Origin of the sequence: Peribacillus sp. FSL K6-5616 (assembly GCF_038008245.1) — a bacterium.
In the GTDB taxonomy this organism is placed as follows: Bacteria; Bacillota; Bacilli; order Bacillales; family DSM-1321; genus Peribacillus; species Peribacillus frigoritolerans.
Window position 1 is genome coordinate 3,091,460 of the sequence record NZ_JBBOYT010000001.1, and the last position, 13,097, is coordinate 3,104,556.

A 13,097-nucleotide genomic window follows, 5' to 3' on the forward strand; every position below is an offset into this window, starting at 1 on the left:
ATCTATCGATTTTTCCACTTATCAAACAAAATTGACAAGATGAGAATTAGTACAGCTATTATTACAATGGTCCCGCCGGGAGCGAGGTCAAGGTTGTATGATAAGAATAATCCGCCTATGACGGAAACTTCACCAAATAATACCGAATAACCAATCATCTGCTTAAAGCCCTTAGCAAAGCGGAGACTGGCTGCTACCGGGAGCGTCATGAGCGAAGAAACAAGTAATATGCCAATGATTTTCATGGAAGCGGCAATAACCAATGCGACCATGACAATAAAAATAAAATGAATCGCTTTATAAGGGATTCCAGACGCTTTGGCATGCTCTTCATCAAATGATAACAGGAATAATTCTTTATACAATAAAGTGAGCATCAAGGCTACGACTAGCCCCACTGCCAAAATGACGTACAAGTCCGCCCGGCTGACGGCACTGACACTGCCGAATAAATAACCATATAAATCGGTATTGAAACCATCAGCAATGGATATGAAGATGACACTAAGACCCATGCCGCCGGACATAATGATCGGGATTGCAAGCTCTTGGTAATGCTTGTACACCCCTCTTAATTTTTCAATGAATAATGAACCACCTACAGAAAACGCCATTCCAATATAAAGTGGATTCAATCCTGCTAAAGATAGAAAGCTCTTCTGCAGCAATAAACTGAACGCTATACCAGCAAGCGCTACATGACTGAGCGCATCGGAAATCATCGACATCCGCCTTACCACGACAAAAACGCCCACTAATGGCGCAATCGCTCCGATGATGATTCCGGTCAAGAATGCGTTCTGCAAAAATTCAAATTGCAATATCCCCGATATCATTGGGCTATCCTCCAAAACATATTAATGATCATGATTTAAAAATTGGACTCCATGTCCATAAATGGACGAGAGTTCACCTTCATCCAACTCATTATATTCACAGGCATCCCCATGAAAATGAAGCTTTTTATTCAAGCAGGCAACATGTGTGACTTTATCGGTCACAGTACCAACATCATGGGTTACTAAAATCAGGGTTATTCCTAATTTTTTATTCAACATCTCAAGCATTTCATAAAATTGGTGGACGTTTTTTGAATCAACGCCAACAGTGGGCTCATCCAATATCATCAATTCCGGCTCGCTGACCAGTGAACGGGCAATGAATACCCTCTGCTGCTGGCCTCCGGACAATTCCCCGATATTGCGGTTTTGATATTCCAGCATGTCCACTGATTCCAGAGCCTTCTTCACCTTTTGCTTATCCCCTTTGCCAGCGAACTTAAATAAGCCTATTTTTTTGGTCAATCCGCTCTGAACCACCTCAAATACAGTGGCAGGGAATCCAGAGTTGAAGGAATTCGCCTTTTGGGAAACGAACCCGACCTTTTGCCAATCTTTAAAGCGCCGAATGTCTTCACCGAATATTTCAATTTTCCCCTTTTGGAGCTTGAACAGACCAAGCAGCAACTTCAAAAGCGTTGATTTACCGGATCCATTAGGCCCGACGATAGCTAGGAATGCCCCTCTGGGAATTTCAAGAGAAACATGTTCCAGCACCAGATCTTTTGTATATTTGTAAGATATATCTTCAAATTTAACTATGGGGTTTACTACATTATCCAAAGAGATCACCTTTTTTTTAAGAATCATTACGATTAACAATCGTTAGTATAAATCAAAGAAGTCCAGATGTAAAGAATCCGGTCCTCCGAACAAGTGCCGATATGCCTTGAATCACAAAAAAATGTTATCTGAACCAATTTCATAATCAAACAAAGTTTCAAGTTCACATACGTCCACTTCCTTCATATGTTTTAACAAAGGAGGAGATCGTTTGAAATTATTTGAAATGATGGTCAATCATAAAATCAACAGTATACGCCCAGATGAATTGCTTTCCCTTGCTAAACAGCATAAGGTTGCACTCACTCAAAAACAAGCACAGGATATTACTGCACTTCTAGCCGGTAAAAATATTAACATTTTTGATATTCGTCAAAGACAGAACGTACTTGGTCAAATTACAAAAGTTGCCGGAGCAAGCACGGCCAGGGAAATAGAATCCCTCTTCAACAACCTTACATCCAATTTTTAAAGATTCCAAGCCTGCTGACGACAGTCTTTATTTGGGCATACTTAATCCAAATGCAAAATGAAAGGACGATTCATCTTCATATCGATGAATCGTCCCTTTCTATTTGTGATTATTGGAATCTGATCTTTTCCAATAAATCTTCTTCAAATTGTTTATTCTTGAACATATCAATTTCGAATTTATATGGGGCCTTTTTGTCTTTTTTGTCTTCCCCTACATAAGGTGTTTCCAGGATTTTAGGAACAGAGCTTAATTGCGGATGGTGGACAATATCATTCAAAGCCTTAAAACCAATATGACCGAAACCAATGTTTTCATGGCGGTCCTTACGCGTGCCGCGTTCGTTTTTGCTGTCGTTTATGTGAAGTACCTTGATGCGGTCAACACCGACCACTTTATCAAATTCATTCAGTACTCCATCGAAATCCTCGATGATATTATATCCGGCATCGTGAGTATGGCAAGTATCGAAGCAAACCGATAATTTTTCATTATGGGTCACACCATCAATGATCATCGCCAGCTCTTCGAAAGACCTGCCACATTCGGAACCCTTACCCGCCATCGTTTCAAGGGCAATCTGAACTTTATCGTCGGCAGTCAGCACTTCATTCAAACCTTCGATGATTCTCTTGATTCCCAGTTCACTTCCAGCACCAACATGCGCACCTGGATGAAGTACGATCTGCCTTGCGCCAATCGCTTCGGTCCGATCGATTTCGCTGCGTAAGAAGTTGACTCCAAGTTCGTATGTGGCTGGATTCGTGGTATTTCCTATATTAATGATATACGGAGCATGGACGACGATATCACTGATTCCATTTTCCTCCATATGCAATCTTCCGGCTTCGATATTTAAATCCTCGATTTTTTTACGTCTTGTGTTTTGAGGGGCCCCTGTATAGATCATGAATGTGTTGGAGCCATACGAAGCCGCTTCCTGACTCGCAGCAAGAAGCATACCTTTCCCGCTCATTGAAACATGCGATCCAATCTTCAGCATCTGATTTCTCCCCTATTTCTTTCTCTGTATACGACGTTCGCGTTTTTTAAAGTTTTCCACATCTCGTTGAATTTTCTTCTTGTATCCTGGCTTGACTTTAGCTGGCTTCTTAATGTGCCTGCTCGCTTTAACATCGATATCAGATTTTTGTTTTTTACGGTTTTTCCGTTTATTACGCTCGTCGATATCAACCCAATCACCGTTTTGGATATCGGCATCACGGAACTCGATGCCCATTTTTTCAAGGCGGTTCAATGCATCTTCATCGGAAGTATCGTAAATGGTAGTGGCAATGCCTGAATATCCTGCACGAGCCGTCCTTCCCGTCCTATGGATATAAAAATCCAAATCTGAAGGCAATTCATAGTTAATGATATGACTTACACCTTCAATATCGATTCCACGGGAAGCCAGATCAGTCGCAACGATGAATTGATACTCCAAATCATTGATTTGCTTCATCATTTTTTTACGCTCACGAGGCGTTAAATCCCCATGAATACGGCCGACATTCAACCCTTTTTCGATCAAGGAATTAGCCACATGGTCCGCCATTTTCTTTGTGTTCGTGAAAATGATCGCCAAATATGGATTATAACGAACGATGATGTCATGAAGTAACTGCTCTTTGTTCCGGTGGCGAAGCGGTACGAGAACATGTTCGATTTTCGAAGCGGTCGCCTGTTTGGGATTCACCTGTACATACTTTGGATTCTCCATATATTTATTCAAAAACGGCTTCAATTTTTCTGGGATGGTTGCCGAAAAGACAAGCATTTGAATTTTTTCAGCCATACGTGATGCAAATAAATCGACATCTTCTATGAATCCCATGTCTAGCATAAGATCCGCTTCATCGACCACAAGCATTTTTGCTGTATACACCTGTAATGCCTGGGCTTCAACCAAGTCCTTGATCCGGCCCGGCGTACCAATTACCAATTGCGGCTGTGTCTTCAATTTATCGATCATTCGCTGTTTATCAGTACCACCGATATAACAACGGACTTGAATCTGCTCATCCTCAGGGAAATGGTCAGCAATTTTCAAAGCTTCTTTGTAGATTTGGTTCGCTAACTCACGGGTTGGTGCGGAAATAATCGCTTGAACCTCATTTTTACCAGCATCAAGCCTGTTCATGATCGGCAGCAAATAGGAATGTGTCTTTCCTGTACCTGTCTGCGACTGTCCAATTAAGCTACTTCCCTTTAAAAGCGACGGAAGCACGCGCTCTTGAATTTCCGTCGGCTTATCGAACCCTAAAGTACGAACCGCATCTAGAATGTAGCTTTTCAAATTAAATCGTTCAAATTGATTTTGTTTCATCAAAAAACCCCTTTATCCTGTCAGTCATAAGACATGTCCTGTTATTATAATAAATTTTACACAAAAAGCGCAAGCGCCTGGGTTGCTCGTGAAGAAAATAGGGATTGTCCCATAAGGCGCTTTTTGCCTTGTGAGGGCAATCCTCTTTTTCACATCGAGCTAGGCGCTGAAGCTGGATTACACAAAAAGCGCAAGCGCCTGGGTTGCTCGTGAAGAAAATAGGGATTGTCCCATAATAGGAATGTCATCCACCTTTTCCGATATCCCCATTCACTCTAATCACAAAAGCGCAAGCGCTGAGGTTAGTTCTCTTAAAATGGACTCTTGCAAATGAAAAGCCCCTGTCCTGGTCATAGCGTATCCCCCGCAGACATGGAGCTAAAAGACTACCGTTACCATCTTACCTTCTTTCCGGTTACTTCACAACTTCCCAGTCACTCTTTCCTCAAACCTTTTTTGTCGAGTTGCATAATTTATATAGAAGATAACACCAGTATATAATATTCTTAGGAGGTGAAACCTATGTTCCCAAATAGAAATCGTCAACCCGGACCCGGTTTTCCGCCACCCAATGGCCGAAGGAGGCAGCAGCCCCCTGCTCCATTCAGGCAGTCACCGCAAATTCCCCATCCTTATCAGCAGATGCAGCGTCCGATGATTCCAAACAGACCGCAGATGCCACAGGGACCTCAAGGTTTCCGCGGCCCTTTCAACCAACAGCAGCGGCAGGAAATGCCGCCAGCAAAGAAAGAAGGGTTATTGTCAAAAATACTCGGTAAGTCGAAACAAAAAGCAGCTTCTCCGAATTTGTTTGCGCCAGCGGGTTCCACTAACCAAAGTTCTTCAAGAAGCAGCGGAGGCGGTATCTTAGAAACATTAAAAAACCCCGATTCCCTTAATAATATGCTTTCCAACACGCAAAAGGTGTTGCAAGCGGCGGAACAATTCACGCCTATGGTGGAACAATACGGACCAGTGATTAAAAACCTGCCTTCCATGTGGAAAGTTTTCCGAAGCATATCATCAGCCGATGAGACCAAGGACGAGGGAGCTTCCGTTGGAAGCGGGCCCGCGGTTGGGGCACAAGAAAAAAGTGAGGTAAAAACGGATTCGACGAAAAAAGAAAAAGCTATAGAAGCTAACCCCACCGCCCCAGTTCGTCCCGAAACCAAAAGGAAAAGATCCTCAGGTCCCAAGCTTTATATTTAAGAGCTACAAAAAATTTACCAATAACTGATTTTATGTAAATATGATGTTTTGTAATATCATCTATGGTCTTATATAATAGAAAGGTATAAAAAGTGAGAGTTTCTTGCCTTGAAGGAGGACACATAGATGAAAGTGATTAAAATTTCCCCGCGCGGCTATTGTTATGGCGTTGTCGATGCCATGGTCATCGCCCGAAATGCGGCTTTAGATAAAACCTTGCCACGTCCCATTTATATTTTAGGAATGATCGTGCATAACAAACATGTGACGGATGCGTTTGAAGAAGAAGGCATCATCACGTTGGACGGCAGCAACCGCAACGATATCATCGAACAGGTGGACAGCGGAACCGTCATCTTTACTGCTCACGGCGTTTCACCTGAGATCAGGAAGATCGCTGAGAAAAAAGGGCTTGTGACGCTTGATGCAACATGTCCCGATGTTACAGCAACACATGACTTAATTCGGGAAAAACAAGCGGAAGGCTATCAAATCATTTATATTGGCAAAAAAGGCCATCCGGAACCTGAGGGTGCTGTCGGAGTTGCTCCCGATGTCGTTCACCTGGTTCAAAAGGATGAAGATGTGGAAGCCTTGACTTTGAATAGTGATAAGATCATCGTCACCAATCAAACAACGATGAGCCAATGGGATGTTTTGGATATCATGGATAAGGTCAAGGAAAAGTTTCCACATGCCGAAGTCCATAAGGAAATTTGTTTAGCGACACAGGTTCGTCAAGAAGCCGTTGCCGAGCAAGCTGGCGAAGCTGATGTATTAATCGTTGTCGGAGACCCTAAGAGTAATAATTCAAACCGACTTGCACAAGTATCCCAAGAGATTGCCGGCACGAGAGCTTATCGAATCGCTGACATTTCCGAGCTGAACCTTGAATGGCTAAAAGATGCAGAAACGGTTGCCGTCACTTCGGGGGCTTCTACACCAACGCCGATCACGAAGGAAGTTATCGCATTTCTAGAACAATATGAAGCAAATGATGAATCGACTTGGAATACCGAAAAGAAAACGCCGTTGCATAAAATTTTACCAAAAATTAAAGTGAAGAAATGATTGCACAAATACAAAGGCAGCCACTAGGGCTGCCTTTTTCGTGTTTATCAAATGAAGCGGAATGGGTCTGTATTCAGCCTGGATGGAATGAATTCCACATCGTAGTTCTTTTCGCGGCACGTTCTTTCAAGGAGTCGTGCCACCCCTTTTTTCATCACCTTTTCAACATTGTGGCCGGGATCGACGATATTCAATCCAATCATCATCGCGTCATGGGCTGTATGGTAATACATATCACCTGTAACGTAAACATCGGCACCCTTGAATTTTGCTTTCGTAAAGTATTTATTGCCGTCTCCGCCCAAAACGGCCACTTTTTTTATCGGACTTTGCAGATCTCCAACGACACGCACCTTTTCAACATCGAGTGTCCGCTTCACATGTTCGGAAAATTGTTCAAGTGTCATTTCTTCGGCAAGTACACCAATCTTTCCTAAGCCAAGTGACTCCCCTTTATTCTCCAGTTTATATATATCGTGAGCTACCTCTTCATATGGATGGGCTTTAATCATCGCAGCTAGCACTTTCTTCTCGATATTTTCCGGGAATATCGTTTCAATCCGCACTTCAGCTACTTCTTCAAGCTTTCCTTTAGAGCCGATAACCGGTTCACTGCCTTCACCTGGCAAGAAGCGTCCGGTACCTTCCCCAGAAAACGAACAATTGCTGTAGTTCCCGATCGCTCCGGCCCCTGCCTTGCCCAGGGCTTCCCTCACCTTTTGTTCGTCGGTCTTTGGAACATATACGACCAATTTCTTAAGAGCTGTCTCATAGGTTGGAATCAATACCTCTGTGTCCTGCAATTGAAGCGCTTCGGCAAGTAAATCATTCACTCCGCCCTTAGCAACATCCAAATTGGTGTGTGCAGCATAAACAGCGATATCATGTTTAATCAGCTTTTCGATGATGCGGCCTCCAGCTGTGTTTGTATCGATCCTTTTCATTGGTCTGTAAATTAGCGGATGGTGGGCGATGATCAATTCCACGCCATGTTCGATCGCTTCGTCTACAACCTCTTCCAGCACATCAAGGGCAATCAGCACTTTAGTAATCGGCTTATTTAGCTGCCCGACATGCAGCCCGATCGGATCTCCCTCCATTGCATAATGCTTTGGGGAGAATTGTTCAAACATCTCAATGATTTTGTGACCATTCACTGTCTTCAACCTTTAAGCACCTCCTCGATTACCGAAATTTGGGATTTTAACTCATTGCGCTTCGTTTCCAGTCCGCTTCTTCCGCTTTCATCCAATTGTTCGATGATCCTCTCCAAATGTTTTTTCTCAAGCTGCCATTTTTTTATGAAAATATCACTGAATTGCTCTCTTAAGAATGGACCGAAAGTGAGGCCCGTTTGCTTGTTTACACCATAAGGACGGAGCGGGTCTCCTTTTTTGGCAATTAAGATCTCGTAGATTTTCCCATCTTCCTCAAGGATCTCCTCTCCACAAAGTTCCCAGCCGTTTTCGATTAGCCAGCTGCGAACATTCGCTGCACCGACATTAGGCTGAAGGATTAGCCTGTCTGCCTTGCCGAGTTTCGCTTTTCCGCTTTCCAATATACTTGATATTAAAGTCCCTCCCATGCCTGCAATCGTAATGCATGTCGCTTCATCGGGATTCAATACTTCAAGCCCATCTCCTTTACGGACCTCTATCTTGTCTCCAAGACCCGTCATTGCCACTTGCTTGCGTGCTGACTGATAGGGTCCTTCTACAACCTCACCTGCTATGGCGCTGTCACACAAGCCGTTAGTCACCGCATAGCACGGCAAGTAAGCATGGTCTGATCCTATGTCTGCTAGGATGCTTCCTTTTGGTATATGTATGGCAACACGTTCTAATCTCATCGATAGTTTTTCATGATTCATATTTATCAACTCTCTTAATTCAAATAATGTCTTGCTATAATTACTTTCCCATTCGATTATACCAAGTTCAATCGAAAAATTACAGAAAGGAGAAATAGGGTCCTTTCTATCATGGGCAAAAGAAAAACTGCCATCTGGATTCTTCCTTTTCTGAATTAAATGAAAAACTGACTCAAAAAGGTCGCTTTCCAACGATTTCTTGAGTCAGTTTCATGAATTATTTCAGTCCATGAATATATTCGGCCATGGCGTCAATGTTCTGTTCTTCGACTAAACCTGGCGGCATTGCACCTCGTCCATTAGTGATCACGTCTTTAACCTCGTCCACCGACAGGCGATCGCCAACTCCTTTTAGCGCAGGCCCGACACCACCTTGATAGGCGTCACCATGACAAGAGATACAGTTTTGCTTATAAATGTCCTCAGGTGATGCTGAGGCACTTTCTGTTTCTTCTGTCTTTTCGCCGCCCTCTTTTTCCTTAGCAAGATCTTTGGCATCACCCAAACCTTTAAACGAAAGTAAAAACATAAGTCCAATACCAAAAACCATGATAATAATAAAAGGCATTACTGGATTGCGATTCATAGTATTTCCTCCCCTATGTAGAACCTAAACTTACCATATTTAATATTATATACAAACAACTATATATTATTTTACTTGAAAAGAGTTTCAAGTAAAAGCCCAAAAATAGAAGATATTATATAATTTCTTAAAATTGTCAAAAACTTATGTATATTTCCAAACAATTTTACTTTTTCTTACATATGTTTCATAATACCCAAAAATCATTATTTAAAACCGCTGGAATGTCCTTGAATTATATTAATAAAAAGTAAAGAGTGACCAGTGCCCCAAGGCTTCCCGCTATGGAAAAATGGAGCAGCTTCAGCTTATTGCCCAATAAAATCCAGAGTCCGCAATTAATGAATAAGAAAATATAAAGGATACCCGCTTTGCCGGGTGCCATGAATTCCGCCAAACTGACAGTTAATAAAAGCAATGAAAGTACCATCCCCATCAACGCCATCTGAAAAATGACCTTCCTGCCTTTTAAGCGGCGGACTGCCAGCCCAAAGACAAGTATTGAAATTGTTGTCATAAGCATTTGCATTCTTATGGTTATTTCAGTAAAATAATTCAAAAATACAATAAATGCAAAACTGGTTCCAATCAACATTCCGAAAAAGAGGTCGTTTTTTTTGCTCGCGGTTTCATCATTCGATTTTGATGGCGGAAGTTCACCTTGACCGTATAATGCAAGCAGGTAATTACAATATTGCTCCGGAAGCATACGACTTTCTTTCCAGGAGTATATTTCTTGAATGATGATTTTCTTTCTCATTTCATCCATGAATCTCACATCCTCATGATGATCTTCTTTTTAACGTCTGTAAATTTGTTTCTGTTATTTGGAAAAATGGATAACTATTGTTCTTATTAGGATATTTTTACATCGAAATTAAAAAAAAGAGCCGCTCCCGAACGCTGGGCATTCAAAGAGGGCTCTGTTAAGGGCATATATTCTATTCAAGGAAATCTTTCAAGCGTTTGCTGCGGCTTGGATGTCTCAGTTTACGCAGCGCCTTCGCTTCGATTTGACGGATACGCTCGCGGGTGACCCCAAACACTTTACCTACCTCTTCAAGTGTACGGGTGCGGCCATCATCAAGTCCAAAGCGGAGTCTCAAGACGTTCTCTTCACGGTCTGTAAGAGTATCCAATACGTCTTCAAGCTGTTCTTTCAATAGTTCATATGCTGCATGCTCCGATGGGGAAGTCGCATCCTGATCTTCAATGAAATCACCTAAATGTGAATCGTCTTCTTCACCTATTGGCGTTTCCAATGAAACAGGCTCCTGAGCTATTTTCAAGATTTCACGAACTTTTTCGGGAGTCAGGTCCATATCCTCCGCAATTTCTTCCGGTGAAGGTTCACGTCCTAAATCCTGAAGAAGCTGTCTTTGGACACGAATCAATTTATTGATGGTTTCCACCATATGCACCGGTATCCGGATCGTTCTTGCTTGGTCGGCAATGGCACGGGTTATCGCTTGGCGAATCCACCATGTTGCATACGTACTGAATTTGAATCCCTTGCGGTAATCAAATTTTTCCACAGCTTTGATAAGTCCCATATTACCTTCCTGAATCAAATCAAGGAAAAGCATTCCGCGTCCGACATAACGCTTGGCGATACTGACAACAAGACGTAGGTTAGCTTCTGCCAAACGGCGTTTCGCTTCTTCATCTCCATCTTCAATTCTCGTCGCCAAAGAGATTTCCTCTTCTGCCGATAAAAGGTCGACCCGACCAATTTCCTTTAAATACATGCGTACTGGGTCATTAATTTTTACGCCAGGAGGAACACTTAAATCATTTAAGTCAAACTCTTCTTCTTTTGCAAGTTTCTTCTCATCTGGATCATCTTCATCTTCGTCTTCCTCACCATCAGTGAGTATTTCGACGCCGTTTTCTGCTAACACCTCATAGAACTCATCCATTTGATCGGAATCCAACTCAAAACCGCCAATCATTTCAGCGATTTTTTCTAAAGTCAAAGAGCCTCGTTTTTTACCTAGCTCCAGTAATTTTTCTTTCACCTGTTCAAGGCTAAATTCATTATCAACTTGTTTGGAACGTGCTGGTTTTTCAGCCATTAGTTCCCCTCCTTCCAGGACTTACACCTAAACGACTACAACATTTTACGCAATTTAATGATTTCCATGGCAATTTGTGCAGCAGTGACATAATCACTTCGTCTAACTGCATCTTTTTCTTCAACTTGTTTTTCTTTTATCTTTAACAACTTTTCATATTTCAACACTTGATTTATACAATCGGTCAGTTCTTTATCGGTAACTTCCTCATTCACTGACATCATTTCTATTTCCGAAACGATCCTTCTCAAGTTTGGATCCGGTAAATAAGTAAGGAAAAAGCTTGTATCCGGTTCGTGTCCATCTTCATAGAACGCATATAAATAGGTGATGATTGCCTGATGTTCATCTACATGAAAGACCGTTTGCCCAAGCAACTGCTGAATTTTGAAAGTCATATCCCTGCTTTTCAGCATATGGGCAATCAACTTCATTTCAGCATTATGGTGAGCAGGCTTTAACTTATGCTCATATTGCAGGGCCATTTTCTTTTGGGCTGCTGGCTGCGGCAATGTCCCCTTCTTGCGTTCCGTAAAGAACACCTGACGCTGCTGCTGTTCCAGCGCATCCAATGAAAGGGAAAATTCAGAGGATAGCTGCCGGAGATAATGATCCCTCTCCACTGCATTGGGCAATCGCGAAATTTCTTTAAGGACTTCTTCGATATATTGAATTCGATCTCCTTCATTATTTACATTTTTCCCTCGACGCAAATAATGCATTTTGAATGCCATGTAGGTTAAACTGGCCCCTATTACTTCAGAAACAAAGCTTTTTTCACCGAATTCCTTTATGTAGTCATCGGGGTCCAGGTTATCAGGCATGAGAGCGACTTTCACGGAAAACTCATGGTCCTGTAGCATATTGACTGCACGATTGGCAGCGTTCAATCCCGCTGAGTCCGAATCGTAGCAAATAAGTATCTGGTCAGTATTTCTTTTTAAAAGCTGGATATGCTGGTCCGTCAGGGCAGTGCCCATTGTAGCGACCGCATTCTCCACACCTGCGCCAACTGCTGAAATGCAATCGGCAAAGCCTTCAAAAATGACTGCTTGTTCTTTCTTACGTATGTGTGGTCTTGCATGATGGAAATTATATAAAGTTTTACTTTTATTAAAGATTGGCGTTTCAGGACTATTCAAATATTTGGGCTCATCGTCCCCCATCGCTCTTCCTGAAAACGCAATCGTATTTCCTTGATGATCCATAATTGGAAACATGACTCTATTTCTGAAACGGTCAAAATATGACTCGTCTTTTTCCCTGAAAATAATAAGCCCTGCCTGCTCCATGTATTCCGCTGGAAACCCGCGTTTTAACAGAAACTTGGACACGAAGTCCCATGAATCCAAAGAGTAGCCAATTTGGAACTTTTCTATCGTCTCTTCAGTAAACCCTCGTTTAAGTAAATATTCGAGAGCATCCTGCCCCTCTTTCGTATTAACGAGGAGATGATGATAAAACTTCCTCAGCAGGTCATGGGCTTCAATCATTTGCTGAGCGCCTGCCGGCATGTTGGAACGCTTGGAATCCTTATTGATTTCAACTTCCAAAGGAACATTTCCTTTTTCAGCTAAAACTTTTGCAGATTCCACAAAGCTGTAGCCTTCTATATCCATTAAGAAGGTAAAAATATTTCCGCCTGCCCCGCAACCGAAACAGTGAAAGATTTGTTTTTCCGTTGAAACGGAAAACGAGGGCGAGTTTTCACCATGAAAAGGACATAGGCCAAAGTAATTGCGCCCCTGCTTCTTCAGCTGGACATACTCCCCAATTAAATCAACAATGTCAACAGCTTCACGAATTTGATTAATTTTCTCATCTTCTATACGGCCATTTATCATTTTTCCACCTTGCAATATT

Annotated in this window: 13 protein-coding genes; 3 read left to right on the top strand and 10 right to left on the bottom strand. The window is 42.2% G+C overall.

The features are described 5' to 3' along the window. Positions 1-2: 2 nt before the first annotated feature. Both MHB45_RS14815 and MHB45_RS14820 read right to left on the bottom strand, forming a co-directional pair. Positions 3-836 (bottom strand): metal ABC transporter permease, encoded by an 834-nt coding sequence (locus MHB45_RS14815; RefSeq protein WP_034308452.1) that lies wholly within the window; start codon positions 834-836, stop codon positions 3-5. Between the two features lie 21 nt (positions 837-857). After that, complete coding sequence (locus tag MHB45_RS14820; RefSeq protein WP_048677988.1) at positions 858-1,622, bottom strand: metal ABC transporter ATP-binding protein; 765 nt, start codon at positions 1,620-1,622, stop codon at positions 858-860. A gap of 211 nt (positions 1,623-1,833) precedes the next feature. Here MHB45_RS14820 and MHB45_RS14825 point away from each other — a divergent pair, with 211 nt between their 5' ends. Beyond that, positions 1,834-2,094 (top strand): DUF2624 family protein, encoded by a 261-nt coding sequence (locus tag MHB45_RS14825; protein WP_048677987.1) that lies wholly within the window; start codon positions 1,834-1,836, stop codon positions 2,092-2,094. A 109-nt stretch (positions 2,095-2,203) separates the two neighbouring features. On the opposite strand, the gene MHB45_RS14830 is transcribed toward MHB45_RS14825, so the two are convergent. Both MHB45_RS14830 and MHB45_RS14835 read right to left on the bottom strand, forming a co-directional pair. Beyond that, the gene (locus MHB45_RS14830; RefSeq protein ID WP_034308459.1) at positions 2,204-3,097 is read right to left on the bottom strand and encodes a deoxyribonuclease IV; all 894 of its coding nucleotides are present in this window, start codon (positions 3,095-3,097) and stop codon (positions 2,204-2,206) included. A 12-nt stretch (positions 3,098-3,109) separates the two neighbouring features. After that, the gene (locus MHB45_RS14835; RefSeq protein ID WP_048677986.1) at positions 3,110-4,423 is read right to left on the bottom strand and encodes a DEAD/DEAH box helicase; all 1,314 of its coding nucleotides are present in this window, start codon (positions 4,421-4,423) and stop codon (positions 3,110-3,112) included. Positions 4,424-4,945: 522 nt separating this feature from the next. Here MHB45_RS14835 and vrrA point away from each other — a divergent pair. Next, positions 4,946-5,632: a VrrA/YqfQ family protein gene (vrrA, locus tag MHB45_RS14840; protein ID WP_072273231.1), complete on the top strand. Its 687-nt coding sequence runs from the start codon at positions 4,946-4,948 to the stop codon at positions 5,630-5,632. A 126-nt stretch (positions 5,633-5,758) separates the two neighbouring features. Continuing rightward, positions 5,759-6,703 (top strand): 4-hydroxy-3-methylbut-2-enyl diphosphate reductase, encoded by a 945-nt coding sequence (locus MHB45_RS14845; RefSeq protein ID WP_048685698.1) that lies wholly within the window; start codon positions 5,759-5,761, stop codon positions 6,701-6,703. A gap of 47 nt (positions 6,704-6,750) precedes the next feature. Here the strand turns inward: MHB45_RS14845 and MHB45_RS14850 are convergent, their stop codons facing one another. From MHB45_RS14850 to dnaG, 6 genes are all read right to left on the bottom strand, one after another. After that, positions 6,751-7,869, bottom strand: a complete 1,119-nt coding sequence (locus MHB45_RS14850) for a Nif3-like dinuclear metal center hexameric protein (RefSeq protein WP_340907947.1) — start codon at positions 7,867-7,869, stop codon at positions 6,751-6,753. Beyond that, positions 7,866-8,573: a tRNA (adenine(22)-N(1))-methyltransferase gene (locus MHB45_RS14855; RefSeq protein ID WP_048685717.1), complete on the bottom strand. Its 708-nt coding sequence runs from the start codon at positions 8,571-8,573 to the stop codon at positions 7,866-7,868. The genes MHB45_RS14850 and MHB45_RS14855 overlap by 4 nt, the downstream gene beginning before the upstream one ends. A 217-nt stretch (positions 8,574-8,790) precedes the next feature. After that, positions 8,791-9,159 (bottom strand): cytochrome c550, encoded by a 369-nt coding sequence (gene cccA, locus MHB45_RS14860; RefSeq protein ID WP_034308472.1) that lies wholly within the window; start codon positions 9,157-9,159, stop codon positions 8,791-8,793. A 235-nt stretch (positions 9,160-9,394) separates the two neighbouring features. After that, positions 9,395-9,928 carry a hypothetical protein gene (locus MHB45_RS14865; protein ID WP_048685702.1) on the bottom strand — a complete coding sequence of 178 codons (534 nt, stop codon included), beginning with the start codon at positions 9,926-9,928 and terminating at the stop codon, positions 9,395-9,397. 172 nt (positions 9,929-10,100) lie between these two features. Continuing rightward, a complete protein-coding gene (gene rpoD / locus MHB45_RS14870; RefSeq protein WP_034308477.1) occupies positions 10,101-11,234 on the bottom strand; it encodes an RNA polymerase sigma factor RpoD in 1,134 nt (377 codons plus the stop codon). A gap of 35 nt (positions 11,235-11,269) precedes the next feature. Then, entirely contained in the window at positions 11,270-13,075 is a 1,806-nt protein-coding gene (gene dnaG, locus MHB45_RS14875) for a DNA primase (RefSeq protein WP_105718784.1), read from the bottom strand. Positions 13,076-13,097 lie beyond the last annotated feature (22 nt).